General features: G+C 46.5%; 22 protein-coding genes. 9 read left to right on the top strand and 13 right to left on the bottom strand.

The window, feature by feature from the left end; genetic code table 11:
* Positions 1-22 precede the first annotated feature (22 nt).
* The 4 genes from ABQ275_RS20620 to ABQ275_RS20605 form a co-directional block, all read right to left on the bottom strand.
* A complete protein-coding gene (locus ABQ275_RS20620; protein WP_349315043.1) occupies positions 23-412 on the bottom strand; it encodes a hypothetical protein in 390 nt (129 codons plus the stop codon).
* Between the two features lie 11 nt (positions 413-423).
* Positions 424-882 carry a hypothetical protein gene (locus ABQ275_RS20615; protein ID WP_349315042.1) on the bottom strand — a complete coding sequence of 153 codons (459 nt, stop codon included), beginning with the start codon at positions 880-882 and terminating at the stop codon, positions 424-426.
* 62 nt (positions 883-944) lie between these two features.
* Positions 945-1,577 (bottom strand): Crp/Fnr family transcriptional regulator, encoded by a 633-nt coding sequence (locus ABQ275_RS20610; RefSeq protein WP_349315041.1) that lies wholly within the window; start codon positions 1,575-1,577, stop codon positions 945-947.
* 62 nt (positions 1,578-1,639) lie between these two features.
* Positions 1,640-2,647: a 3-hydroxyacyl-CoA dehydrogenase family protein gene (locus tag ABQ275_RS20605; RefSeq protein ID WP_349315040.1), complete on the bottom strand. Its 1,008-nt coding sequence runs from the start codon at positions 2,645-2,647 to the stop codon at positions 1,640-1,642.
* Positions 2,648-2,837: 190 nt separating this feature from the next.
* Between ABQ275_RS20605 and ABQ275_RS20600 the strand changes: the two genes are divergently transcribed.
* Entirely contained in the window at positions 2,838-3,485 is a 648-nt protein-coding gene (locus ABQ275_RS20600; RefSeq protein WP_349315039.1) for an START domain-containing protein, read from the top strand.
* Here ABQ275_RS20600 and ABQ275_RS20595 read toward each other — a convergent pair.
* From ABQ275_RS20595 to ABQ275_RS20580, 4 genes are all read right to left on the bottom strand, one after another.
* Positions 3,478-4,116 carry a DUF5710 domain-containing protein gene (locus ABQ275_RS20595; RefSeq protein WP_349315038.1) on the bottom strand — a complete coding sequence of 213 codons (639 nt, stop codon included), beginning with the start codon at positions 4,114-4,116 and terminating at the stop codon, positions 3,478-3,480. The genes ABQ275_RS20600 and ABQ275_RS20595 overlap by 8 nt on opposite strands.
* A gap of 58 nt (positions 4,117-4,174) precedes the next feature.
* Entirely contained in the window at positions 4,175-6,865 is a 2,691-nt protein-coding gene (locus tag ABQ275_RS20590) for a CHAT domain-containing protein (RefSeq protein WP_349315037.1), read from the bottom strand.
* A 22-nt stretch (positions 6,866-6,887) separates the two neighbouring features.
* Positions 6,888-8,882, bottom strand: a complete 1,995-nt coding sequence (locus tag ABQ275_RS20585) for a PKD domain-containing protein (RefSeq protein ID WP_349315036.1) — start codon at positions 8,880-8,882, stop codon at positions 6,888-6,890.
* Positions 8,883-9,000: 118 nt separating this feature from the next.
* Positions 9,001-10,089 carry a hypothetical protein gene (locus tag ABQ275_RS20580; RefSeq protein WP_349315035.1) on the bottom strand — a complete coding sequence of 363 codons (1,089 nt, stop codon included), beginning with the start codon at positions 10,087-10,089 and terminating at the stop codon, positions 9,001-9,003.
* 131 nt (positions 10,090-10,220) lie between these two features.
* Between ABQ275_RS20580 and ABQ275_RS20575 the strand changes: the two genes are divergently transcribed.
* Both ABQ275_RS20575 and ABQ275_RS20570 read left to right on the top strand, forming a co-directional pair.
* Positions 10,221-10,799: a sigma-70 family RNA polymerase sigma factor gene (locus ABQ275_RS20575; protein WP_349315034.1), complete on the top strand. Its 579-nt coding sequence runs from the start codon at positions 10,221-10,223 to the stop codon at positions 10,797-10,799.
* A gap of 3 nt (positions 10,800-10,802) precedes the next feature.
* Positions 10,803-11,537: a hypothetical protein gene (locus ABQ275_RS20570; protein ID WP_349315033.1), complete on the top strand. Its 735-nt coding sequence runs from the start codon at positions 10,803-10,805 to the stop codon at positions 11,535-11,537.
* A 2-nt stretch (positions 11,538-11,539) separates the two neighbouring features.
* Here the strand turns inward: ABQ275_RS20570 and ABQ275_RS20565 are convergent, their stop codons facing one another.
* Together ABQ275_RS20565 and ABQ275_RS20560 are read right to left on the bottom strand one after the other, a co-directional pair.
* Positions 11,540-12,004: a VOC family protein gene (locus ABQ275_RS20565; protein ID WP_349315032.1), complete on the bottom strand. Its 465-nt coding sequence runs from the start codon at positions 12,002-12,004 to the stop codon at positions 11,540-11,542.
* 35 nt (positions 12,005-12,039) lie between these two features.
* Positions 12,040-13,110, bottom strand: coding sequence for a hypothetical protein (locus tag ABQ275_RS20560; RefSeq protein ID WP_349315031.1), 1,071 nt, complete (start codon positions 13,108-13,110; stop codon positions 12,040-12,042).
* A gap of 162 nt (positions 13,111-13,272) precedes the next feature.
* Between ABQ275_RS20560 and ABQ275_RS20555 the strand changes: the two genes are divergently transcribed.
* Positions 13,273-14,883: a TPM domain-containing protein gene (locus tag ABQ275_RS20555; RefSeq protein WP_349315030.1), complete on the top strand. Its 1,611-nt coding sequence runs from the start codon at positions 13,273-13,275 to the stop codon at positions 14,881-14,883.
* Positions 14,884-14,948: 65 nt separating this feature from the next.
* Here the strand turns inward: ABQ275_RS20555 and ABQ275_RS20550 are convergent, their stop codons facing one another.
* A complete protein-coding gene (locus tag ABQ275_RS20550; RefSeq protein WP_349315029.1) occupies positions 14,949-15,761 on the bottom strand; it encodes a DUF6515 family protein in 813 nt (270 codons plus the stop codon).
* Between the two features lie 1,474 nt (positions 15,762-17,235).
* Here ABQ275_RS20550 and ABQ275_RS20545 point away from each other — a divergent pair.
* Together ABQ275_RS20545 and ABQ275_RS20540 are read left to right on the top strand one after the other, a co-directional pair.
* On the top strand, positions 17,236-18,132 hold the full coding sequence (locus ABQ275_RS20545) for an aldo/keto reductase (protein ID WP_349315028.1): 897 nt from the start codon (positions 17,236-17,238) through the stop codon (positions 18,130-18,132).
* A gap of 51 nt (positions 18,133-18,183) precedes the next feature.
* Positions 18,184-18,888 (top strand): DJ-1/PfpI family protein, encoded by a 705-nt coding sequence (locus ABQ275_RS20540; protein ID WP_349315027.1) that lies wholly within the window; start codon positions 18,184-18,186, stop codon positions 18,886-18,888.
* On the opposite strand, the gene ABQ275_RS20535 is transcribed toward ABQ275_RS20540, so the two are convergent.
* Together ABQ275_RS20535 and ABQ275_RS20530 are read right to left on the bottom strand one after the other, a co-directional pair.
* Positions 18,836-19,867, bottom strand: a complete 1,032-nt coding sequence (locus ABQ275_RS20535) for a fatty acid desaturase (protein WP_349315026.1) — start codon at positions 19,865-19,867, stop codon at positions 18,836-18,838. The two genes, ABQ275_RS20540 and ABQ275_RS20535, sit on opposite strands and share 53 nt — an antisense overlap.
* 45 nt (positions 19,868-19,912) lie before the next feature.
* Positions 19,913-20,794 carry a lysophospholipid acyltransferase family protein gene (locus ABQ275_RS20530; protein ID WP_349315025.1) on the bottom strand — a complete coding sequence of 294 codons (882 nt, stop codon included), beginning with the start codon at positions 20,792-20,794 and terminating at the stop codon, positions 19,913-19,915.
* 153 nt (positions 20,795-20,947) lie between these two features.
* Between ABQ275_RS20530 and ABQ275_RS20525 the strand changes: the two genes are divergently transcribed.
* From ABQ275_RS20525 to ABQ275_RS20515, 3 genes are all read left to right on the top strand, one after another.
* Positions 20,948-21,781, top strand: a complete 834-nt coding sequence (locus tag ABQ275_RS20525; RefSeq protein ID WP_349315024.1) for an N-acetylmuramoyl-L-alanine amidase — start codon at positions 20,948-20,950, stop codon at positions 21,779-21,781.
* A gap of 188 nt (positions 21,782-21,969) precedes the next feature.
* Complete coding sequence (locus tag ABQ275_RS20520) at positions 21,970-22,359, top strand: hypothetical protein (protein WP_349315023.1); 390 nt, start codon at positions 21,970-21,972, stop codon at positions 22,357-22,359.
* Between the two features lie 249 nt (positions 22,360-22,608).
* Positions 22,609-25,791: a SusC/RagA family TonB-linked outer membrane protein gene (locus tag ABQ275_RS20515; RefSeq protein ID WP_349315022.1), complete on the top strand. Its 3,183-nt coding sequence runs from the start codon at positions 22,609-22,611 to the stop codon at positions 25,789-25,791.
* Positions 25,792-25,802: the final 11 nt, after the last annotated feature.

The raw sequence follows: 25,802 nt of genomic DNA, 5'->3' as shown, positions 1-25,802 counted from the left end.
GTGTTTTTACAGAAGCTGATGATCATCTTCGCCTGAAATTCTTCCCCAATCCAAAAACTCCATTAATATACTTCCCCGATTTATTGCCGGCAAAACTTTCAAAGTACATGCCCAATGCTGTGGGATTCCTTGTTACAAACCCGATGAATTGCTGGTGGATATTACCTTTGTAATAATCGCCTAATTCACGGTAGTTATACCAATAGCTGACCATAACAATCTGTAAGGGGCTTACCAGGGCGGGAATACATTCATATGCGCCGCTATGCCGTTTCACTGATTTGATGATCCCTGGCAGATTTAACCATAGCCAGAGAAATCCTTTTAAATTTTTGACCTGAATACTGTTGATAAAAACTATGGATTCGTGGTTGGTAATATCCACTTCATAAAAATGATGTCCGGATGGCATGATGTTTAAATTTAAATAGATGAGCTGATGGAGAAGTAATAAACCCACGCGATGAGAAATAGCTGCATCGGAATTCTGAACCATAAATAGTTGGGCCCGGGGCCGCCGTAGGTCCCTTTTTCAAGGTCGATGTGTTTAATAGCAGCGTAGATGTTTGCCGGCAGAATTAGAATAAAGAATACAATCAGCACATATCCTGTGTATGGCCTCAAAGCGGGGAAAAGCAACGCCAGCCCCAGGAGAACTTCCGCAATACCGGTGATGTATACCAAGGCTGTTTTATAGGGGATAAACGGTGGAATCATCATGGCCATGCCTTTGGGAAACATGAAGTGTCCTAACGCTGTAAAGCACAGCATCGGGCACATCGCCAGGTTGGCGGACAGTGGCAGGCTCCAGTTGCTTGTGACAAATTTTGAAATAGCACTGGTGGCGGCAAAAACAACTATCAATAAGAGGAGTGGTTTCATAATCGTTCGGCTTTTATACACACAAAAGTCGATAATGCACGCTGGATAGAAAATGATGTATGTTAGCTTCGTGTATGCAACTTCCTGATGCGGCTGAGGCTTTCGGGCTGAATGCCCAGGTAAGAAGACAAATGTTTTACAGAAATGTTACGGATCAATTCAGGGTTTTTTTCCATTAGTTGGGTATATCTTTCTTCGGCTGTTTTGGATAGCAGATCCATTTCTTTCTGTAGTCGTTTTACATATTGATACTCTGCCATGAGTCTTCCGATTTTTTCACCGTTATGATATCTGGCGTAAAATTCGTTCAGGAATTTCAGTGGTATGGCAACTACTTCCGCGTCTTCCAGTAGTTCGATAAAAATGGAGCTGGGTTCCCTGGTAATAAGCGAATAGTAGGCCGTTACAAACTCGCCCTGAAAATGAAAATCTACCGTGAATTCTTTACCTTCTTTGTTGAAGTAGTTGCGGGTAGCGCCTTTGTGCAGAAAATAAATGTAGTTCTCTACCTGGCCTTCCCTGATCAGGTAATCACCTTTGTTATATTTTTTGGAGATGAGTTTTTGGGAAAAGTCATTCCACTCTGTTGCTGGTAGCGGCAGAAATTTATCGAGGGCTTGTTTGATATGGAAAAAATCGGGTTGCATGATGAACCGGTATTGCAGTAAAGAAACAGAAAAGCATGTTATTTTCAAAATAACATGCTTTTCTGAAAGTATATCGTAATAAGAAATATTTGCCGTTGGCAGATAAATAATTATTTCTCTTCCTGCTCTTTCCTGGCTGCTTCCATTTTCAGCTCTACTACATTTGCGGGGTATTGTAATGCAAGCTCCCTGATTTTGTAACTAAAGTCTGCGAAAGTTTCTTCCCACATTTTTGCTTCTTCCGGGGTGTATTTATAAAAGCCTTTTGCATTGGCAATACCTCTGCCGCCTTCCTTAACGATGTCATCGATAAGTTTTGGAACCGTAGTGGAGTTATCGAGGTCGGGGAACAGGTCTTTCATTACATTGTGATAAGCGGCTACACCTGTCAGGTCCATCCAGCGGAAAATGCCGACCAGCGTCATAAAATAGCCCGCATTATTACGGCAGGATCTGTCTACATCTTCTATGGTAGCGTAGCCATTCTCAACAAGGTGGAATGCTTCGCGGTACATGGCGTACATTAACCGGTTGGTGATAAACCCCCGGATATCTTTACGTACCAGTATTGGTTCTTTGCCCCACTGATGCGATAGCTGATATAAATATTCACCCAGTTCAATACTGCTGAGATCTCCGCAGATCACTTCCAGGAAGCGGGTAGTATGCGATGGTTCGGCCCAGTGTAGTCCGAAAAAGCGTTCAGGATGGGTAGTGAGTTTTTGCAATATGCTGATAGGAATAGCAGATGTATTACTTACCAGCAAACAGGTAGTATCAATAACAGACTCAATTTTTCCATAAACTGTTTTCTTGATCTCCAGGTTCTCGATGGTGCTTTCAATCACCAGTCTGCAAGGTTTCAATGCACCAAAGTCTTCTGTAATTACCAGCGATTCCAGCAGGTATTCCGGTTGCTTTGTAGTGAGCCCTTCCTGGTAAGCCCTTTGTAAATGGGACAAAACCCGTTTGTGTGCATGTTTCATGTCATCCGGAATGGGCGCTACAGCTATCACAGGATGGCCCGCCATCAGTAAACAGGCTGTAATACTGCAACCCATTAAACCAAGACCGGCTACACCAACAGGAATATCTTTAGTTGCCATGATTTTATTCATTTACAAATGTTTTAAAGCGTTTTAGTGGCCTAAAATATTAAAATTAATAGGGATAAGCAGGTCTTTTTTTACCGATTTCTGAGCATAAACGTTATCTGTCATCAACGATTCAAGACGATAATCTGACAGCTCATTAGAAAATTGGCTGAATAAGGAATAATGGAGGACATTTTTGCATAAAACGTTTTACGTGGGAAGTCTAAAGTTATTAATGATGACGGGTACATTCATCTCTCAGCTGCTGCCGGCCAATCAACTGGGCGGGGATGATTTCAAGCTGGTGAAAGAGGAGAGGGGAATATCCCTTTATGAAAGGTGGATTCCGGGTGCTGAAAAAGAACCGGTTAGGGAACTGAAGGCTGTTTTCTTTGTGCATGCCAATAAAAAAGACATCCACCTGCTTTTAACAGACCAGGAAAGGGGCACCGACTGGAATATGGAAGCCAAAGCCTATAATGTACTACCGGCCGGAGATGAAAATACATGGATCACCTACATCAAGTACAGTATCCCCTGGCCGTTTGATGATCAGGATTGTTGTCTTAAATATCATGTCAGGGAAGAAGGTAAAGATGGTAAGCCGGCAGAAATTACTTTTGAAAGTACTTCGCATAGCAGGTTTCCTGTTTTTAATAAAGTAACCCGCATCACAGGAGTGCAGGGGAAATGGCTCTTACATGAGCAGGGAAACGGAAGTGTGAAGGTGATCTACAGCATCTCTACCAACCGTAGTAAGAAGGTGCCACGCTGGGTTTCCGACCCTATTGTCCGGGGAAATCTCTTTGAAACGATGAACAGGTTTAAAACGCTGGTGGAGAAAGCACATGGTGTCAGGTAACATTCACCCTGGCAGCGAATTCTGTTATCAGGCGGAGATGATTGCCGTAGATGTAACCTGCATCTATGCGTGGGGCATATTTCAGGGGGAAGGTCTTTAATGTAATAAGTATGGCCGCTTCCTGGGTGACCGGGTAAAATACGCTGCCAGCTTCATCAAACAGGAACCAGTCGCCCTGAATACTTTGACACGCAGCACAGTGGTTGCTCCAATATTGTCCGGCGGTATTTTTCGTATAGCCGGTCTTGTAGTTCGGATAATGATCCTGTAACAATGCCTGCAGGTTTCCGGATACAGCAGATACCTGTTGAAACAGCGTGAAGAAGCCTTGTTCCAGCCATACCGCTTCATCGCGCTCATTGATATCTTTCTCATAAAAATAATCGCTGCCAATAGCAATGACCAGGTTGGGCTGATGACATTTCCAGCAAGGTCTTTCTGCCTGTGCGATGGTGATTTCGTTAGACAGGATAATGGCAGTATCTTTTTCCGGAATCCATTTATCTACCTCCATCAGCCGGTCGTAGTGGGCTTCCGGCAGATACCAGGTTTGCAGATTGGCATCCCATAGCGCACCCTTTGATTTTGCTTCTTCGTTTTCTGCGAAAGGAACATTCAGTTGTAATGACATAAAGCTTGTATGAAGTAATTGAATATAACGAAAAAAGGGCAATACGCCTATCGTTGTATTATATATGCCGGTTATTACTGATTTTTTTTAGCAAGATAAATACCGGGATTCCTAACAATAACAACAGCCAGTACCAATAGTTTCCGCGGGCCGGCAATACGCCTGCCTGTAGCGCCTGTGTATTGCCCTGGTAGCCGAGTGCTGCCCAGTAATAAGGGAGTTTATGCATGTCCGTTACAGCGGGATCTTTCAGCCAGCTTAGTTTTGCTTGTTGCAATGCCGCTGCTGCATTGGCCGTTGTGGAAAGTGTTTTGTAAAAGGTTTGCATCAGTTGTGGTGTGGTCGCATCATTTACATTCCATAAAGCTGCTACAACAGCGGGGGTGCCTATAGCCATGAAGGCGTGCGCCAGGCTCTGAACGCCTTCGCCGGTGACCAGCCTGCCATCGGCGGTGCCACAGGCGCTCAATACCACCATGGCCGGATGCCGCGGGAGCGCATTTAGTTCAAATAAATAAAAGGGCGCATCATAAAATGCGATATGTGGCGCCTGCATACTGTCCTGTTTAAGAAAAGCGTGTGTGCTGATATGTACAATAGCCGATTCGGTTAAGGCTTGCCGGAAACTGGCCACGGTAGCCTGTGCGTCAGGAAACCACCGGCCATTGCTGATAACGGGCGCCATCAGTTCTTTTTCTGCTTCCACCCCTTGTAAGGCGGCTAATCCGTGTTGTTGCCGGGCTATAAAAAATCCGCTAAATCCTTTTTTGTTGGTATCTCCGGATAGTTGCGCCTGCCAGGTACGTAAGGAGTAAGCGTAGGCAATGGTCGCCTGTTTTACGAGGAACGGCCACTTGCCGATGGCGGCGGGATAAACGGAATCTGTTACCAGGGCTTCTAATGGAATGGTGCTTAACACGCCGTCCGGCATAAGCATATAAGTGTTGCCGGTTTGCAATGGCTGTTGCCGGAATAGTTGCGCATAAATGCGGTAGGCTGCGTCGTAATAGGCTTTGGGCGTATTGATCATCGCCTGTGCGCCGTTTTCAAAATAATGCTGCCGGAAGTACAGGAGGCTATCATGCCACTGTGTGGTAATAGCCAGCCTGTTGGTAAAACGGATGCCTTGTTTGTCAAGCTCTATGCTATATAAACCGGTTGTACCGGCAAAGTAACTGCGGATTACATGTTTGTCAGGCAATAATTTTGTGAGATGACCGACCGATAAAGTATCATTTGCCATGACCGGCATTTTTTTACGCAAGGTAGCCAGGTCCCACGCTACCCGTTGCTGGCGTACTTTCAGCAGGCTATCCCCGCCACCATTCTGGAGGGCTTCTTTGCGGTAATAGATCTGCGCCTGTTCCAGTAACCGGATACGTTTCAAGGTGCTGTCGCCGGTATGGTACTGGGCCTGTTGCAGCATTTCTTCCCATAGCAGTTGTGATTTACTGTTTTCCATGAACTGTAATATCACTTGCTGGTAGGATGTCTGACGGGTTTTTAGCCAGCAGTTGTAAGCTGTTTCAATAGCCATCTCATAACGGGAACGGCTATCTGAAACGGCCATTTCTTTTGCGGAGGCAGATATAAACTGGCTGCGTAATTTATGCTCGGTAGCGAAACATAAACGATAGGCTTGCAGGGCTGCATCGGGCTGCTGTAGCTGGTTGTAAGCGGCTGCACGGGCAAAGAGCATATCCAGTAAGGTATATTCTCCGTACATGTCCTCTTCTTTCAGTTGCCGGAAATCCTTACCCGGCAATAGTATGCGGGCGCAGCTGTCCAGCCAGGAGAGTGCGTGCTGCGGCTCCTCCAGTGCCACGTACAGTTGGCCGAGGCGCTGGTATAATTTGGCCTGTTCCCGCTTGCGTACTACCTGTTTGCGGCGCATATAATGCAAAGCTTCCTGGTAATATTGTTTGGCGGTGATAGGGGTTGACAAATAAATATCACCTGCCTGCTGATAGGCCATAAATAGCCAGTGAGCGGCTTCCTGGTCGCCTGCCGGTTGTTGTCGCAGGATACGGATACTTTCCCGGATGCTGCTTTTGGCAATATCATGTTGCGATAGTTTCTCACAAACATCTGCCTGTTCTGATAACAGCAATCCGTATAAGGCACTTTTTTTATCGGCGACTTTGAGTCCTTCCTGGCAATATAAGCGCGCCTGTTCCAGTTGCCCCATATTGCCGGCTGTATTGGTAAGGTTGCTGTAAGTGCCGGCCAGTGCGGATTGATCCTGCAGGCTGTTAGCCAGTGCAAGTGCCTTCTGATGAATGAAAAGCGCCTGCTCATAATCACCCAGCCGCGTATAGTTGTTGCCCAGTGGTTTGAGGATGTATTCCAGTACGAGGCTTTCATCTGTGGTGGACAGGTGTTGCCTGGCCCATTCAAATGCTTGCTGGTAGGCATCTGTAGAAGATACAATGTCTCCGCTCAGTAATAACGTATAGCCTTGGTTGATCAGCAGATCCTGCCAGGCCTGTACTTCTTCAGCGGTTTTTGGAAGACGCCAGATATGCGTGGTGGCTTGTTTTAGGATGGCGGCCTTTTCCAGCGGGGTGGCGGCGGGCCATTGCAACTGTGTATAGATCCATTCTGTGAGCTGATCTGCTGCCCGGTATTTGCGCAGGGTGTCGGGTAGCGCACCGGTGGTCGGCTCCTGCCAGGCTACTGATAGCAAGGCTATCGCCAGTAACAGCAGCCACCTTTTAACCAGGAATATGTGCACGCGTGCTTCAGCCATACAAGGCTGAAGTTATGATTTATTACAGTTTATAGCTAGCATATACGAAGAAACGGTTCGGCGTATTGCCCGCCAGTTGCCGGAGGTAGCGGAGCCCTATAGCAGGACCGGTTTTTACTTTGCCTATCTGCAAATCAACGAAGGGGGCTGCATTCCAGCCGGTAAACCATTTCGTTTCTTCTTTCACTGTATTGCGGAAGGTGTGTAGGGGCACATCCGGTTGCTGGAAGTCGCTCAGGTAGATATTGGATACCGTGCTTGTTTGTGTGGATACATCTACCTGCGCTAAAGCGCCTGCGCCGATACCAATCCACTTGCTGATGTTATAGCGGAAGTGTAAGGGCACTATTTGCAGGGTATTGCGGGTCAACGTTGTTTGCTGGCCCCTGCCGGAAATCAGATAGCCCTGCCCGTTATACATCGTATCCCTTTTGTCGCGGGTGAGTTGTTCCCTGCTTATTTCTTTTTCCTGCAAACCGGCGTAAGCTTCTGCCTGGAAATAAGGACGGTCCGGCGCAAATGGCGCCAGCGCCACACCTACCTGTAACGGCCCTTTCAACGTATAGTCGCGGCTGTTAGGTGTGAAGTTGTAGCCTGCTATAATAGTAGGGGAAATGCCTTTAATGAACCTGGCGGTAGCACGGTTGGTATAAATCGGCTCGTTCTTGTCAAAGATGATGGCGGCCCTGCTGCTGAAAGGGATCTTCCGGGGTTTCTTCTTAAACAGCACGGAATAACGGACAAACCCTTTGGTAGAATCCGGGTCCATGACACCTTCCTGTTGCAGCCCGGGCAGGTAAATGTTCCGGAACACAAAGTATACACTGTCGCGCGTGCGTACGGTATCAATACAGCTCTGTTGCTGATAGGCCGAATCGCAGCTGATGCAGGCCGGACTTATCTCCAGTAGTTTGATCGTTTCTGTATTTAGTTGCCGGGGTACTGCGATGCCAATGGCTACTTTCTTCGCAGGGCCCTTGCCGGTATTCTGAAACTGGACCTTGTAGGTCAGTTCTTTTTTCTTTCCCATAAACCGGTAGTTGATCCGGTGGCGTTTCAGTTGTAGGCGATTGGGGTCATGTGATGCTACTATGGCCATTTCCAGCTGATACATTTCCGGTTGCATAGCCGGGTTGTCCGGTACCAGCATGGCCGTCATGGTAACGGTGGCATTGGTGTCCTGGATCATTTCCGGCAGGGTATGCATATTCAGGAAAAGGAATTGCTCCTTGTCGGGTGCGGCGTTGCTGTAATGTAAAACCGTGTGTCCGTTGTAAGTACTTTGCATGGACTGGATCATCGCTTTGGCTGCTTCCCCGAAAGGGGCTGCCGCTGCGGCATGAGGGCCCCGTGCAAGGGCGATGTTCATGTTATCATCCGGTGGATTCAAAGCTGCCAGCAGTGTTTGTAAGGAGCTGCTGTCTTCCCCGTGATAGCTCCTTTTTTCCGTCATATGAAAGCCGTCGTGACCGAATTGCTTCTCATTAAAAAACAATACCAGTGAACCGCTGCCCACATCTCCGGACAGGTTACGGTAGCCTATCAGTGCCATGAAATCTTCGCCGGGCTTAGGATTGCGGTTGATCTTCATTTCTATATTACCTGCTCCGTGAAAGAAGTGGGATGCCCAGGTACTGTTCTTGACGGGCTTCTTCACTTTTATAGGACGGGGACTGGTAGGCGGCGCTTTTCCATCATCATAATTGTTGGTAGCGTATAGCCGTACCTGGTAGGTGCCGGTATCTTTGTATTGTGGCACCGGGTTTTTACTGAAGCTGAAGGTGCCGTCACCCATTTCCCAGAAGTAGGTATAAAAGGCGGCGGGTGCGCCGGCTATCTGTCGCAACGGGCGCAGATTAGCCACCAGCTGCATACTGTCATCATTGCCCTGCAAGGTAATTTCAGCAGGAACGGTATCCTGTGGAAAGGCCGGTGCTACCGGCTTCGGGAGCGATTGCGCCAGGCATATTACATGAAAGAACAGGAAAAGTGCGACAGCAGTAGTGGTTTTTTGCATAAGGGGATTATCTATATAAATGTAAATAAATATTATACAAAAAAGGCAATAAGTCAACCGGAGGATTGACTTATTGCTGTTCAACTTTGGGTGTACTTGTAAACGGATAACAGGCCGGTTATTTCGAATTCATACTATTGATCAGTGCTATTAAAGAATTGGCGTCAACAGCTTGCAGGTCAAAGCTCACAGTCGTATAGTCATTACCGGTAGCAGGCGTTCCTATTGTCACATCTTTCTGTTCTGCATAGAGCTGCCCGTTTACCGCGCTGATAGCCAGGAACGTGCCTTCCATGCCAACAGGGATAGAGGATTGGTAGCTATGGAACCCTTCTTTGCCAGTTGGTGCAGCCAGGATGACGTTATAAAATTTAACCACTGTATTGCTATAGCGGGGTTTGAAGAACAGCATGCTGGGTTGTTCCCCACCGAAGCCAACACCGGTTTCTGCATTGAAGTGATTGGTGAAATAAGCCATTACAGTGGTTTTAGGATTCGGGTCATAGTACAGCCCATCACAGTTTGTCCATTTGATCAGGCTATCAAGCCGAAAGTCCATAGTGCCATTGGCGGAGTTGAAGATGGCGTAGTTGTTATCAATCTGGGTCCACATCATCCCTTTGTTGAGCGTTACCTCTGAGCTAACTGTCACCGGTTGGTTAATGTGGTTAAAACCATTTTGGGTAAGGGTAACAGTGGTATCTCCATCCCACATGGGTACTTCTTTTACACCATCTCCGGGTTTGGCAGGTACCTGTACCTGTATAGCACGCCCGTTAGCATTGGGTTGCAGCGCGAGATTCTGTTTGTTTTGTTCGGCCTTCATGAAAAATTCTCCGTATGATACCAGTATCCGGCCATCACTGGTCATGGTAGGTTTATCTGATAAGATCATGGAACTGACATTCAGGATTTCCTTGATGCTGATGGCAACGGCTCCCGTAACAGGAACTCCGCTTTTAGTAGTAAATACATTCGGAGGAATTGTATATTTCGTTCCGTTTGTGGTGGTTATTACACCACCGGCGGCGGCATCCACGGTAAAGCTTTCGAATTTAGGTGCATAGCTGCTGAGGAGTGCAGACAACATTTTTCCATCCTCGCTGGGCGAGGGAAGCGGAACTTCATTGTTGTTTCTTCTGCAGGATGATACTGCCAGTGCTGCGGCCAATAAACAGGCGATAGATTTTAAGGAAAGCGTTTTCATACAAACTATTTTTTGATGAGTAATTTTTTTGCTTGTTTGTAAGTAGATCAACCGCCTTTTTATTTTGTTACCCCCCTTTTTGAAATTTATTTTTAGAAAGATGTATTTTTAGATGTGATATACTTCTGTCAATGCATGCAAATCAGCTCCCGATGACGATTCACCCCGACCAGCGATACCTGGATGGCCTGTTAAATAATGACACCCGCCTGGTGCAGGAGATCTATGAACGCTTTGCAGGAAAGATCAGGCACCATATTATGCAGCACCAGGGATCAGAAGATGATGCAGCAGATATTTTCCAGGAATCTATTATGGACCTGTATAACCAGGCGAAACACAAGGAGTTGCAACTTACCTGTCCCTTTGAACCTTTCTTTCTGTTGATCTGCAAAAGAAAATGGCTGAATGAACTAAAGAAAAGAGGCCGGCAACCGGTAACAAAAAGGCTGGATGATTTATATGAAGTAGGAGAAGATGTTTTTGCTTCCGCAGAACAGGTGATAAAGGAAGAGGCAGAAGCAAGTATGTTCCTGGCACAGTTTGAGCGGTTGGGAGAGAAGTGTAAAGAGATCCTCCGGCAGGCGCTGGCAGGGGAGGCGCAGGAAAAGATCGCGGCAGCAATGGGCGTTACCTATGGCTATCTGCGTAAGAAGAAATCCGAATGTATGGCTACTTTGTTATCCTATGTACAGGCTCAGAAAATTTAGATTATGACTGCTTATAATAATGATGATGTTATCCGTTATGTAGAAGAGGAGATGCTGCCGGAAGAAAGGCAGCGGTTTGAGGCTGCATTGAAAGCGGATGCAGAACTGGCTGCTGCGGTAGCTGCTTTCAGAACACTGAAAGATACGTTGGTCAGGCGCTTACCACCGGATGCAGAGGCGGATCTGTTGCAGGAAGAACTGCAGCGCCGGCGGGATACCTATTTTAAACATCCCCCGAAAGTGATCTCCATGAGAAAATACCTGGTGGGCTTCGCGGCGGCAGCGGCCATACTGATCGCGGCAGTGGTGGTGTTCCGCCATAACGGCGAAATGGATTACATGGCTATCTACGGTAATATCGAAATGCAGGCGTCTGTGGAACGTGGTGATAACAAGGATTCCTTACTCCGCTCCGCTGCACTCTTTTTTAACGAACGCGCCTATACGAAAGTAATTCCCTTACTGAATGAATACCTGGAACAGGACAGCAGCAGCCAGATGGCCCACTTCTACAGGGGGGTTGCGCAATTGCGGGGAGGCAGTGTTGAAGCGGGTTTAGCGGAACTGGAAACAGTATACGCAGGCGCATCACTGTTTAAATACGATGCCGCATTTTATACGGCATTATATTATGCGCAGCAGCATAACAAGAAAGAGGCACGCACCTGGCTGGATAAAATACCCGCTGATGCGGCGATTGCTGCTAAAGCTGCTGCGCTTGAAAAGGAACTGCGATAGGATTAATATTTATCGTCATTGATTTCCAGCCAGTATCCATCCGGGTCACGGAAATAAATCTGTTGTACACCGTCCACCCTTTTATTGATGGTATTCGGTTTGCCTGGCCAGTCTTCGTAGGCTATTTTGTGTTTGCCCAGTACTACCAGGAAATCTTTCATGGAAGGTACGCTGAAACAGAGGTGCATGTCTTTTGGGTGCTCTGTGGCTTTGGCGGCACCGGAAATAATATGTAGCTGGCTATGTTCGCCTACTTTAAACCAGCTGTGGCGGCCGTCTTTAAAAGGTTCTTCCATCCCTTCCAGTTGCACCACATCCCGGTAGAAAGACGTGCTACGTTCCAGGTCTACTACATACAGTGCAATATGATTCAGTGAAGGGCTCTTCTTCGTTTGTGCGCTCATGTTGGTGGATATCCCGGTTATTGCAATCAGCAAAAGGAAACCGGCTAAAAATAATTTTTTCATACAACAATATAGTAATTCATATCTTTTTAAGGAAGTTAATTACCCTTAAACGCTACGGACTGTATCACCACGTCCAGTTTTTTCAATACGGGGAGGTCAGACCTGATCTTTTTATCGCCTGTAACCTGGTCATATTGTTTGGGATCGCCGGTATTATTGGCTTTCAGCATAATGGTTACACCTTTTCCTTCCAGGGCGCCGCCCTGCCAGTCGGTTACGATGCCGCCATTAGTCCATTCAAAGGCATTGAGCCGGAAAGGCCGGCCGTTTACTTTAATGAGCTTATCCAGCGGGTCGCCGGCTTTAATGCCGTAGGGTGATTTCCACTTGGATGGATAGTGGGAAAAGGTGAGGATATTACCGTTTTCGCCGTCGAACTGCACTTCCAGTTCATCGTCTGTTTCGGGATAGATGGCATAGGCTTCTCCTTCCTTGTCGCCTGCGAGGTCGGTCGCATCGCGCTGGGTAACATTGTCTTTTCCGAACATTTCCACCAGTTGTTCCGGTGTACGAACCTGGAACAGCGGTCTTACTTCCCAGTTCCGTGTATCCGTTACCGTGGTTGCTGCCGGGGTAGTGGCGGCAGGTGAGGCGGCGGGTTGATCACCGGTAGGGGCAGTGGTGTTGCCGGCAGTTGCCGCGGGTACTGCAGCTACGCTTGCGGGAGCTCCCTTGCCGGTAACCGGACCGGTATATGTTTTCAGAAAGTCGGCTTTATCTTCCAGCAATGCTTTTACCTCGCTTTTATATTTATTGGCGGTATAGGTAGCCAGCGGAAATACACTGCCGGATTGCAGGTTCATAGCACGCAGGTTGCCGATAAACCGTTGCCGGTTGCAGTCACTGTACTGGTAAAGGTATTTCAATGCCGCATCCAGGGCCACCGGATCTTTTTTGAGATCAAAGATGGTTGAGTCTATATCCAGGCCGGCGGCGCCGCTGCGCGTCATCTGTTCAGCGATGTATCCGGTGATAGAATCATTTCTGAGTTGGTAATGATACGCTACTCTTGCCGAAAAATCGTCCGAAACGGGCTGTGCGAGCTTTGTCTGTGCGCTCAGTACCAGCGGGAAGATAAAGGCAACCAATGCAAAAAACCTTTTCATGTGCGCTGTATTGATGATGGTGTAAGTACTTTGAGAATCACTAATTTATGTAATATTTATCATTGCGGGCAAAAATCCTGCTAATAACAGCAGCAATATCTAAAACGTATGAAAACTAAAATATAGTATTTTTAGCCCCGGAATAAAGAGTCAACCATAACTATGAGATTTGTTTTGTTAACGCTGCTGGTATCATTACTCCTGTCATGTAATGATAAGAAAGGAAAATTTGATGTGGCCAATGTGCCTGACCCCAAACAATCCGGTGGGGGATATGTGAGCAATCCCGATCATATTATTTCAGATGCGACCGTGAATTTACTGAATAGCCAGCTGTCTGAACTGGACCATGCGCAGAAGGCCCAGGTGGCCGTTGTACTGCTGCACAGTATTGGCGGCTATGACTCCAAAGAGTACGCACATAAGTTGTTTAACTACTGGAAAATAGGGAACAGTGACACCAACAACGGCTTACTGATCCTCCTGGTGGAAGATGACCACAAGCTGGTATTTGAAACCGGGCGGGGACTGGAAGCCGATATGCCGGATATTTTATGCTTCCGGATCCAGCAGGAGTATATGATCCCACGGATCAAGGAAGGTTCGTTTGACCAGGCTTTCATAGATGGTATCCATTCCGTTTCATCTCTGATGAACAGCGGCAATTATGCCTATGATGCAGTGGATATTCCGGAGCAGATGGTACTGGATCATTCACTGATGGCGTCTGCTGATTCGGTTGTAGCCGACAACGAGCCGCCAATTGTGGAAATGGCGCCTTCCGCTTTCGCAAGCACGCCTACCACACCGGCTGATGATGCCGGTTACAGTGGCGCGCGGGGACCCGGTGATTTCTCTTTTTTTGCATTGATCGCTGCGGTGGTTATTTCCGCCATTATGATGGGGGCATTTTTTGGTAAAAAATTAAAAAAGATAAAGATTGGGGAAGATGAAATGCCGGTCATCACTGGTGTATTGCCCAATGAATTTCTGAGGCCCCGGTGGTTTGGGTTGCTGCTGATTCATTTAACGGCTGGTATCATCATATCCTATCTGATATTTGAGAAAAGAAGCGATGCAGGATTCTTTCTGACCTTACTGATCTATTACCTGGTATGGACGGTTTTTATGCATGTTGCTGTGCTGATTATGGCGCTGCGTGCCGGTATTGCACTGCGCGATGCAGACAGGCACGGGAAATGGTTGCGACTGGAGCCGGTATATAAACGGCTGTTGCCGGCGGGTTATATCTTCCCGTTACCTTTTCTGTTTATCTATCTGCGTACTATGAAATCCCGGCTGAATAGTTTGCGGGATAACGTGTATGATTGTCCGCAGTGTCTGAACCCCATGCATAAACTGGATGAAGTAAGCGACGATCATTACCTGGATAAAGCGCAGGTTATAGAAGAGAAACTGGTATCAGTAGATTATGATGTATGGAGATGTGATCCCTGCGATTACCAGCTGACACTGGATTATACGAATATAAGATCAACGGTTTCCGAATGCCCTTCCTGTGTCCATAAAACATTTGAATGTAAAAAAACGAAGACGCAGAAAAGGGCTACTACCCGTTCGGAGGGCTGGGGCATAAAATCATATCGCTGTGCTGCCTGCGCATTTTCGCATGATTACCGGTTTGAAATTCCACGGATCAGGGAGTCTTCATCGTCTTCCTCCTCATCGTCCTCTTCCTCTTCGTCCTCATCGTCCAGTTCCAGCTGGGGCGGTGGTTCTTCGGGAGGTGGAGGCGCCAGCAGCAGCTGGTAATAAAAATGGCGAAGGAAGGAAATACTATCTCCTTCCTTCGCCGGGAAAATGGGTACCAACCATGGCTAATTATCGGCATTCATCTTACCAACAATTTTATATCCGGTTGTATTATTTGTTTTTACTTCCTGGTAGTACATACCATCAGGTGACAGATAATACTGTTGTCCATTAATGTTCACTGTGCGACAGCCATCAGGCAGTGCTGAAATAATATTTTCAGCGGGTGCATTGGCGTTGCTGTCGTTATTGTCTTGCGGCGCTACTACTGTATTCCCGATCTTTCCATTTTCGCCTACTACTTTAAAACGTCTACCATTGTCGGTCATTATTTCCTGGTAGTAGGTACCATTTACTTCATAGTAGGTGTTACCATTCACCTGGATTTCCTGCGCACCATCCGGTAAGTCCGGAACTGCGGCATCCATTGGAGGTTCTACTACTTTGTATCCGTTGTCGTTATCAGATTCATAGTAGGTTCCGCCGTAATAATACATTGGGCCGAAGGCGGCGCCAAGTGTAAAATATCCGTAAGGCAGCGTTGATACATAGAATCCTAAAGGAGGAAAGAATGGGTTATATCCATAGAAGTGTCTGTATCCCGGTCTGTACCAGGGGCGTCTGTAATAGCCACCACTATGGTAAACAGGAGGCCGGTAGCTATGGCTATAATAGCCCCTGTTCATCACTGCTGGTGTGTGTGGCGAAGAAAATCCCCGGCTTACACTGCGTGGAGCAGAAAAATGTGGCGCTGACATATGTACCCGGCTTCCGCCACCTCCGCCACCACCATGACCACGCTGTGCGTATGTGCTTTTCGCTGTAGTTGTGCATAATAGCCCAATCAACACAAACAGCATGTAAGTTCTGTTTTTCATTGTTTTTAAATATAGTTATTAGACAGGGATGGGAGTCTGAAGTTTAACCCGCCTGTGCCACTGTCAGTCCGTAATGTGGTATTTTAACATTCCCATTTGTCTGTCTTTTGTTATGCCGCATTTTTTAAAAATCCTCCTATTCATTTTGTTCAACCGGCCCTTGATCTGTTCATTCTCATTCATTGGAGTTTTAGGCTTATAAGCTGATTTTTACCTCAGTTTGATAATTATCTTTGCATTATAACATTGTAACTGTTAGCGTATTTATACCATATCTGTTGATCAGTTGCTTGCTTCGTAGCATATTTTGTTAATCTCGGGATAGTATATCAAGTAACGCAGCAATGCGTATACAACCAACCAATATTTAACCCCGCCGGCTATATGCCAGGCATCATTTAATTGTTTTGAAATTTTTATCATGAAAAACCGACCCACATGCAAACTTTTCTTTTTAACCGACATTTTCAAACATGTACATTTCTGGGTAAATATCATTACCACCTGTTCTGCTTCTTTATGCTGAATTAGCTGGCTGGAACATCGTTTCCCGGTCATGGCCGCGTGACGTGTATGACCGTACACCAGCAGCGTAAAGAACTGCATCGCACGAAAAGAACAGCCGGCCATTGTTTATTTATCGCGGATGATCCTGCCCAACCGGATCATACAAGCAAATATTTATCCGGAAATATAAGAAGTCCGAATAGGCAATCAAGATGAACGTGCAGGGGACTGCCTTTCCAGGTGGTCCCCATTATAAACCAGGACGTCATCGAATACCTCAAACAGGCTCATTTTTTAAAACATTATTGGAATGCCCGGTAGTTGGGAAGTACCGGCAGGGACCGTCTTAAAAAACGGTCCCACTATTACAAATCCCGGCATGCACCAGGCGTGCAGGTTGGTCCATTATATATAAATGAATAAGTACCTACAGCGGCCATAATACTTACAACAAACCTGTTGTTGATCCAGGTTGTGTTGAAGGTTGCGTGGTTTTCACAACAGGGATCGTCTTTTCAGGCAATCCCCTTTATTTAGAAAAACAGACTGCGAACACAGTCCTCATCATATTTTTTTTCATAAGTGTAATCATGGCGAACTAACGGGACTGTTTTTCCAAACAGACCCCACTTTTAAAATTATTATAGATTGAACAGGCGTTTTATGTTGTTATTGAACCAATCGGGTGGCCTTTCCAGGCCGCCCGTGATTTAAACATTATCAGTTGCCTGTCCGCTTACAGGAACAGGTGGCTGTCAGCTATACTAATAGGGTGTTAATTGTCGAATTGGCGAATCTCCGGGCTGCTTTTCCAGGCAGCCCTTGTTTATGCTTGCAGCGAGTTACAACACAATTTTATTGCTCCCGGCATATAAAAGTGCGTGAATAGGCGCTATCTTCGTGACAGGTGCTGTCTGCAAAAGTGTGCCGGAAGCATTATCTGCTTACTATTAAATCCTCCCTGATCATGCAATATCAACTACTCGGAAAATCAACACTGCGTGTAAGCGAAATTACTTTTGGCTGTATGTCGCTTGGAAATGATGATACGGGTAACGCGCAGCTCATTCACCACGCCATTGAGAAAGGAATCAATTGTTTTGATACCGCCGATCTTTATAACCAGGGACAGAATGAAATAACGGTGGGTAAAGCGTTGAAAGGAAAAAGACAGGATGTGGTCATCGCTACGAAAGTAGGTAACCAGTGGCGGGAAGATGGCAGCGGGTGGGATTGGAACCCTACTAAAAAATATATCCTGGCCAGTGTGGAAGAAAGCCTGCAGCGGCTGCAAACAGACTATATTGATCTCTACCAGTTGCATGGCGGTACTATCAATGATCCGATCGATGATACCATTGCCGCCTTCGAAACCTTGCAGCAACAGGGTAAAATAAGATACTACGGTATTTCTTCCATCAGGCCGGATGTTATCAGAACATATGTGCAACGCGCCAATATAGTGAGTGTGATGATGCAATACAGCCTGCTGGACCGTCGACCGGAAGAAACCTGTTTCTCCCTGTTGGCCGAAAACGGTATCGGTGTATTGGCAAGAGGGCCGGTAGCAAAGGGGTTGCTGGTGAGTAAGCCCCCAGTGGCGTATCTCAATTACAACCCCGAAGAAGTGGCGACAGCCGCAGCAGCCGTACAACGTTTATCCGTAACCGGTAGAGATGCTGCGCAAACAGCACTCCGCTTTGTATTGCAGCAACCGGCCGTTACTACAGCCGTAGTGGGGATGCGTACCATGCAACAACTGGAAGACGCCATCGGAGCGGTGCAGGCGCCTGCGCTGACCGCCGCAGATTTGCAGCAGTTACAGGCGGCACTTCCCATAAATAAGTACGAACAGCACCTGTAGGGTAGTGCAGGCAGAAAATTTATTATTGTACCGCATTTAAAGTTCCGTTATATGCAGCAACTCAAAATAGGCATGCTCCTCTTTCCGGACGTGACCATCCTCGATTTTACAGGCCCCTATGAACTGTTTATAAGGGCCGCCTGCTTTGAAGTGATCATTATCGGGGAAAGTATAGCCCCGCTGAAAGCAGAAGGCGGATTGATGCTGCAACCCAATTTAGCCCTGGCTGATTGCCCCCAGCTGGATATCATCTTTGTACCAGGTGGCCGGGGCATCAATGCTTTGCTGACCAATGACACCGTGTTATCTTTTCTCCGCCGGCAGGCGGTTCAGGCAAAATATATTACATCTGTTTGTACCGGGTCACTGGTGCTGGCGGCAGCCGGGCTGCTACACGGCTATAAAGCTACTACGCATTGGCGCTCGCTGGAGCTGCTGCAGATGTTTGGCGTGGATACAGCGGAAGCGCGCGTAGTAAGGGACCGTAACCGGATCACCGGTGGCGGCGTAACTGCCGGCATCGATTTCGGACTGGTGTTAACAGCATTGATAGGTGGAGAAGAAATGGCTAAAATAATTCAGTTGCAGCTGGAATATAATCCGGCGCCACCATTCCGGGCAGGATCTCCCCATACAGCCGGTATACCGGTGCTGCAATCAGCCCGGGAGATGACACGACATATGCTGGAAACAAGGAAAAAAATTATCCGTGATATACTACAGGATCAGGTGTTGCCATCCGGGAAGCCTTCCTGATAGCATTGGCTTCACGGAGACTGATCATTTTATTCAGCTCGGGGTCCCATACTTTCAGGCGGAAACAGGCGCGGATATCACGTAAGCGGAAAGTCGTTGTTTTGGCTGTTTGCAGCTCGGGGATGCCCTGCATCACTTCCGGCAAACGATAAAAAGGAATGCGCGCATTCAGGTGATGGATATGATGATACCCGATGTTAGCAGTGAACCAGGCCATAACAGGATGCATCACCAGGTAGCTGGAACTATGCATCGCGGCTTTGTCATAACACCATTCCTTATTGTCATTAAAAGTTACACCCGGAAAATTATGCTGCGCATAAAACAGGTAAGCGCCGATACCACAGGCGATGGTAAAAGGAACCGCCACAAATAACAACCAGCTTTGCCAGCCCAGGAAGTACCAGATAGCCACGCTGCCTCCTATATGTATCAGGAGTGCCAGCAGGGAGTCTTTGTGCTTGCGCGGACTGCTTACAAAGGAATGAAGGGACATCCCCAGCATGAACATAGACAAGTAGCCGGCAGCCACGGTAACCGGATGCCGGGAAAAGAGATAGCTGCGTTTTTCACCCGCCGTCATCGTTTCAAATTTCCTGCGGGTAACAATCGGATAAGAACCGATGCTGGCACTGAAAAGTTTGGAGTTATGTTTATGATGATGATCGTGTGAACGCTTCCAGATACTGGTAGGGGCCAGTATATAGACCCCGAAAATATTCATGATAGCATCTGCGAGCCATGATTTATGCAGGATGGCATGATGCTGATGATCATGATAGATGACAAACATCCGTACGATCAGTAACCCTGAAAGAATGCTGCAGATGATCCTGAGCGCCAGATAGGGTAATACGAGGGTGCCCGACAGTGATAGCACTAAAAAACATAATGTTGATAGCGTATACAGCCAGCTTTTAGCTCTCTTCTCACTTGCATATGGCCTGGTGGCCAATATTAACTCTTTACCTTCCCGCATATTCGTAACTTCTGATCGAAAAATTGTTTTGTTGATTAAGCTTTATTAAATCAGGTTTGTACGCCTGTGTTTCCATCTTTTATGTGACCACAACCATGTTGCAGGTTGCGCTACAATATCCTCTTCCAGTTTTCGTGTGTGCGCTGCCGTTATATCCCCGTCTTTTTCATCAGCGGGGGTAGCGGTCAGCAGCTTTGCCACTACGGTATAATATCCTCTTTTTTCGCGTTGTACGGTTACATACACCACGGGATAATTCATTTTTTGTGCAATCTTTTCCGTGCCTTTGAAAACAGGGGTGTCCTGGTTTAAAAAGGTAAGCCATTGCGCAGTTTTGGGCTGTGGCGCCTGGTCGGCGATGAAAGCAGTGGCATTTACTTCGTCCCGGTTCTGTACCATGTCGCGGAAAGTATCCTGCATGGCTATCAGTTTGGTACCAAAGCGGGTGCGCATGCGATACATCAGGCCATTGAAATGTTTATTGGCCAGTGGGTGATAGATCACGTACAGTTGCTGTTTGCATAAAATACTAAAGGTATTGCCGGCCCATTCCCAGTTTCCTTTGTGCCCCATCACCAATACCACACTTTTTTTATCGTCTGCCAGCTTGTTGAATAGTGCCAGCGTATCATCCGTAAAACGGCAATGTTTTATCATCGCATCTTTACTGATCGTGAGCGTTTTAAATGTTTCCAGGAAAAGATCACAGAGATAGTGATAAAAATCCTTGCAGATACGTTTTATCTCGGCTTCATTTTTGTCAGGAAAGGAATTACGGAGATTCTGCAATACCACATTTTTGCGGTAGCCCATCACATAGTATAGCAATACATATACCAGATCACTCAGGAAGTATAATACCCGGAAAGGCAGTAATGACACTGCATAAATCACAGGTAGTAACAGGAAGTAGGCTATTATGGACAATATGGCATAGGTTTTTGATACTCCGGAGAGTACTAATGAAAACGTAAATATATATGATACCGGACACTTTTCATAGTGCCTGTTAAAAAAACGGTGGATCGGTACATTTAGTATCTTTATCGCCGTATGTTTGGTAAACTTTAACACCTGCAGATGAATACTATTCAACACTTTGTAAAGCTTTGCTGCCTCGCGGCGATCGTCTGTTTGTACACCTATTGCGCACGCACGCCGTATGCACAAACCAACAAAATGTACCGGCAACAGGCCAAAACCTACGCAAAGGTACTGCGGGAGCAACCGGGCGATTTGCCCGGAGACGCTGGTGTAATGCCGGCCTGGTGGGCAGGTACGGTGAACTTCAACCTGCGCAAACCAAACCTGGTAATTATTCATCATACAGCACAGAATTCATGTGAACAAACATTAAAAACGTTTACCATGCAGCGCACGCAGGTAAGCGCCCATTACGTGATCTGCCGCGATGGCACCATTCATCATATGCTCAACGATTATCTCCGTGCCTGGCACGGAGGAGCTGCCAGATGGGGCAATCTTACGGATATTAACTCTTCTTCCATCGGTATTGAGCTGGACAACAACGGATTCGAGCCTTTTCAACCTGCACAGATCAACAGCCTGATGATCCTGCTCGATACCCTGCAACACCGCTACAACATTCCTGCGGCCAATTTTGTGGGCCATGGCGATATTGCACCCGGCCGCAAAGTGGACCCCAGTGCTTATTTCCCCTGGCAACAACTGGCACGGAAAGGATTTGGCTTGTGGTATGATGATACTACAAACACAGCCGTACCGGCATCTTTTGATAAATGGCAGGCGCTGCGGATCATCGGATATGATATAAAAGACAGCACCGCCGCCCTGCAGGCCTTTAAACGGCATTTTATGCCACAAGACACTATTGCACCTTCCTCCGAGGCTGCCCAAAAGGTTCTTTTCAACGTATTCAGAAAATATCAATGACCTGTTTGTAAGACACTTTATGATGAAGATACCCCTATTATCTCCCGCCATTTATGACGGGTATTTTGTAATACGGGTTAAATAGATTATATTAATAATAAGTTAGGGAGATAAAAAACCAAAATCGACGAACCTTACAGCAACTTGTTATATATCTATTCTCCATCGTTATAATAATTTCTCTTACTATGAAACGTTTGATAAAATTCCCGTTAATGCTCATAGTAGCAGGATGTCTGCTGCTATCTGCCGCTCAGCAAAATGCTGCAGCAAAAAGTAATGAACAACTGTTGGTAACAGATACCACCTGCCTCGTGAAAAGTGAAGTGGCCTACGATTTTCCTGACAATATGCACAAACAGGTCAATGATCTCATTGAAGATAAAATGGCCGGTGGAATCGAAGAAAAAGGGAAGATCACCTGGGAAAATTCACCCGATGCCCCTGAGTATTATCAGATTGTTCTTCGTAAAACAAATGTTTCCGTCAAGTACAAAGGCACCGTATGCGAGGATAAACTTATCTGGGAAAATGTAGAGTCCTGCAAGGCGGACCTGAAAAAACTACTGAATCAATAGTACTGCGGGAAGCGCATGTAATAATGCTATTTATATCTCCCATTATCCGTTCCTTATAATACGGATGATGGGAGATTTTTTTACTATATCTAGTCTATGAATTTTGTAGATTAATAATTGTGTCATACTTTTGCATCCTGATCGGTAGTCAAATACCCATCAATAACCGGGTATAACAACCAGCCTGGGGCAACGGAAAAAGGCCATCATCCGCATCAACCAGCACTAGCAATAAATTAACAACAAAGCATGAAATACATGAAAAGGCTTTTATGCCTGCTGCCCGGCTTACTGTGGCTGCAGCAGAGTATTGCCCAGGAAATCCGTGTGAGCGGTGTAGTAACTTCCCGCAGCGATGCACAAAGGATTCCCGGCGCTACAGTAAGGATAAAAGGTACCAACCAGGGTACGCAGGCGGATGCGGATGGTAAGTATGTGATCAGCGCGTCTTCGGCAGATACATTACAGGTTTCTTTCCTCGGCTTCCAGCAAGCATTTGTAGCAGTTAATAATAATCGTGTTGTCAATATCGCGCTGGAAAGCAGTGACAGCAAATTGCAGGAAGTAGTAGTAACCGCGTTGGGCATCTCCCGTGAAAAAAAATCATTGGGATATGCAGTACAGGAATTAAAATCGAAAGATATTACGGAAGCAAAAGAAACCAACCTGGTGAATGCATTGTCCGGAAAGATAGCAGGGGTACAGGTTACCAACAGCCAGGGCAACCTCGGATCTTCCCGGATCGTGATCCGCGGTGAAACGTCTATCGCAGGAAATAACCAGCCGCTTTTTATACTGGATGGTATTCCCGTAGATAACAGTCAGCTCGGAATAGGCACTGGCCGCGACTTTGCCAATGCCATCGCCGATGTGAATGCAGATGATATCGCTTCCATCAGCGTACTGAAAGGCCCTAACGCTGCCGCATTGTATGGCTCAAGAGCTTCTAACGGTGTGATTCTTATCAAAACAAAAACAGGAAAAGATACCAACGGCGGGTTAGGTATTACCGTTAATTCAAACGCCACTTTCGAAGATGTATTGATCCTGCCCGATTTTCAGAATGTATACGGACAAGGCGCCGGCGGACAATTTTCCTATAAAGATGGTAAAGGCGGTGGTATCAACGATGGTACCGACGAAAGCTGGGGACCGAAGATGGATGGCCGTCTCATTCCGCAATTCTTCTCCAACGGCGAAGCCGTACCCTTTGTACCGCATCCGAATAACGTGAAAGATTTCTACGTGAGCGGCTATACGTTAAATAATGGATTGTCCGTAGGTGGCAGCAACGAAAAAATTGATTACCGCTTTTCTTATAACAATACCAAACAAACAGGTATCCTTCCCAACACCGGCATTACCCGCAATACATTTACTGCCAGCAATACTTTCCGTATCAGCCCTAAGCTGACACTCAGCACCTATGCGGATTATATACGCAGCAGCGCGGATAATCTCCCCGGCATTGATGGCAAACGTGGTAACAGCGTTACCCTTCAGTTCATCTGGTTTGGCCGCCAGGTAGATGTTAGCCGTCTGAAAGACTATAAAAATGCAGATGGTACCGACTACAACTGGAACCACAGCTACTATAGTAATCCATACTGGATCCAGCATGAAAATACAGTAGGCCAGTTGCGTAACCGCTTCTTTGGTAACGCCAGGCTTTCTTACGAAATACAGGACTGGCTGACGGCTAATCTGCGTATAGGTACTGACTATTACCAGGACAGAAGAAAATATAAAGTAGCATATTATACGAACGGTACTCCTTTTGGTTCTTATACAGAAGATAATTATGCTGTAGGAGAAACCAACGGCGAGTTTACACTGAATGCAAAGAAAAAACTCAGCAGCGATTTTAGTATTGATGTACTGGCGGGTGGAAACCTCCGCACCAACCAGTTTGAACAGAACTACCAACAGGCGCCCAAACTGGCCGTGAAAGATGTATATACGCTGAATAACTCCCGTGATCCGTTGTTATCTACCAGCTACTTCAGCAAACAAAAAGTATACAGTGCTTTCGGATCAGCACAACTGGCATTCCGCAACTATGCGTTTGTGAATGTTACTGCACGTAACGACTGGTCCTCTACTTTGCCAAGTGGCAACAACGCTTACTTCTATCCATCTATAAATGGAAGCCTGGTACTTTCAGATGCCTTGCATATTCAAAGCAATGTACTGACATTACTGAAGCTCCGTGGTGGATGGGCACAGGTAGGTAAAGATACCGATCCTTATCAGCTCATCAATACCTATCCATTTAACCAGCCATTCGGCGAAAATCCTTTACTGACGGTATCTGACAAGTTCCTGAAAAAAGATCTCAAACCGGAAATCACTACCTCAACAGAGGTAGGTATAGAAGCCGGGTTCTTCGAAAACCGCGCACGGCTGGATGTTACCTACTATAACTCTAATAGCCGCAACCAGATATTACTGGCGGATGTAAGTCCTACTACCGGCTATCTCAAAAAACTGCTCAATGCAGGGGAGATTAATAACCACGGGGTAGAAGTAATGCTTGGACTAACGCCCATCACTACACGCTCTGGTTTCCGCTGGGATGTAAACATCAACTACGCACGTAACGTGAGTAAAGTTATAGAGCTGGATAGAGAAGGTTTCCTGAATGATTATGTACTGGGTAGTTCCGGTAATATCCAGGTATTGGCCAGCAAGGGTAAAAAGTATGGCGCGTTGTATGGCAAGGCTTTTCTGCGTGATGGAGAGAACAGGATTATCGTGAATGGAGATGGTACACCGGCTATTGATCCCAATAAAAAAGTATTGGGTTACTATACACCGAAATGGACAGGTGGTATCTCCAACAGCTTTGCCTTCAAGGGTTTCAGCCTGAGCTTCCTCATTGACACCAAACAGGGTGGTTCTATCTGGTCAGGTACCAACTACACCGGTATTTACACCGGCGTACTGGAAGCGTCCCTGCCCGGCAGAGATGAAGAGCATGGCGGTCTGCCTTACTATGTAGACAACGGAAAGAATATTCAATTGGCTGATCACAATGCTACCGCACCAAATAACGCCGTGGTAAAACATGATGGAATGATCTTCGACGGATATAACAGAGATGGAAGCAAGAACACCACTATTCTGCCGGCAGCAAGCTACTATAAAGGCGTATACAACAGCAGTGTGAATGAAAGCAGCGTTTACGATGCTTCTTTCATTAAGCTGCGTGAAGTAAAACTGGGTTATGCCTTACCTAAATCATTGATCAACAGATGGGGACTACAAGCGGTGAATGTGGCGCTGGTAGCCAGGAACCTGGGATACCTGCAAAAGAATGTGCCTAACATTGATCCTGAAACTGCGTTTAATACCGGTAATGGCCAGGGCCTTGAAACCCTGCAGATACCTACTACCCGCAGCATAGGCTTTAACCTGAATGTTTCATTTTAATTTTTGACCGG

The organism is Chitinophaga sp. MM2321 (assembly GCF_964033635.1).
Lineage (GTDB): Bacteria > Bacteroidota > Bacteroidia > Chitinophagales > Chitinophagaceae > Chitinophaga.
This window is presented reverse-complemented; position numbering and strand designations above follow the sequence as displayed.

What these genes read in the sequence shown, in the direction of transcription:
- ABQ275_RS20620 (WP_349315043.1), bottom strand. Translation starts at nt 412, where the DNA reads ATGCCATCCGGACATCATTTTTATGAAGTGGATATTACCAACCACGAA.
- ABQ275_RS20615 (WP_349315042.1), bottom strand. Translation starts at nt 882, where the DNA reads ATGAAACCACTCCTCTTATTGATAGTTGTTTTTGCCGCCACCAGTGCT.
- ABQ275_RS20605 (WP_349315040.1), bottom strand. Translation starts at nt 2,647, where the DNA reads ATGAATAAAATCATGGCAACTAAAGATATTCCTGTTGGTGTAGCCGGT.
- ABQ275_RS20595 (WP_349315038.1), bottom strand. Translation starts at nt 4,116, where the DNA reads ATGTCATTACAACTGAATGTTCCTTTCGCAGAAAACGAAGAAGCAAAA.
- ABQ275_RS20590 (WP_349315037.1), bottom strand. Translation starts at nt 6,865, where the DNA reads ATGGCTGAAGCACGCGTGCACATATTCCTGGTTAAAAGGTGGCTGCTG.
- ABQ275_RS20585 (WP_349315036.1), bottom strand. Translation starts at nt 8,882, where the DNA reads ATGCAAAAAACCACTACTGCTGTCGCACTTTTCCTGTTCTTTCATGTA.
- ABQ275_RS20580 (WP_349315035.1), bottom strand. Translation starts at nt 10,089, where the DNA reads ATGAAAACGCTTTCCTTAAAATCTATCGCCTGTTTATTGGCCGCAGCA.
- ABQ275_RS20575 (WP_349315034.1), top strand. Translation starts at nt 10,221, where the DNA reads ATGCATGCAAATCAGCTCCCGATGACGATTCACCCCGACCAGCGATAC.
- ABQ275_RS20570 (WP_349315033.1), top strand. Translation starts at nt 10,803, where the DNA reads ATGACTGCTTATAATAATGATGATGTTATCCGTTATGTAGAAGAGGAG.
- ABQ275_RS20565 (WP_349315032.1), bottom strand. Translation starts at nt 12,004, where the DNA reads ATGAAAAAATTATTTTTAGCCGGTTTCCTTTTGCTGATTGCAATAACC.
- ABQ275_RS20560 (WP_349315031.1), bottom strand. Translation starts at nt 13,110, where the DNA reads ATGAAAAGGTTTTTTGCATTGGTTGCCTTTATCTTCCCGCTGGTACTG.
- ABQ275_RS20555 (WP_349315030.1), top strand. Translation starts at nt 13,273, where the DNA reads ATGAGATTTGTTTTGTTAACGCTGCTGGTATCATTACTCCTGTCATGT.
- ABQ275_RS20550 (WP_349315029.1), bottom strand. Translation starts at nt 15,761, where the DNA reads ATGAAAAACAGAACTTACATGCTGTTTGTGTTGATTGGGCTATTATGC.
- ABQ275_RS20545 (WP_349315028.1), top strand. Translation starts at nt 17,236, where the DNA reads ATGCAATATCAACTACTCGGAAAATCAACACTGCGTGTAAGCGAAATT.
- ABQ275_RS20540 (WP_349315027.1), top strand. Translation starts at nt 18,184, where the DNA reads ATGCAGCAACTCAAAATAGGCATGCTCCTCTTTCCGGACGTGACCATC.
- ABQ275_RS20535 (WP_349315026.1), bottom strand. Translation starts at nt 19,867, where the DNA reads ATGCGGGAAGGTAAAGAGTTAATATTGGCCACCAGGCCATATGCAAGT.
- ABQ275_RS20525 (WP_349315024.1), top strand. Translation starts at nt 20,948, where the DNA reads ATGAATACTATTCAACACTTTGTAAAGCTTTGCTGCCTCGCGGCGATC.
- ABQ275_RS20520 (WP_349315023.1), top strand. Translation starts at nt 21,970, where the DNA reads ATGAAACGTTTGATAAAATTCCCGTTAATGCTCATAGTAGCAGGATGT.
- ABQ275_RS20515 (WP_349315022.1), top strand. Translation starts at nt 22,609, where the DNA reads ATGAAATACATGAAAAGGCTTTTATGCCTGCTGCCCGGCTTACTGTGG.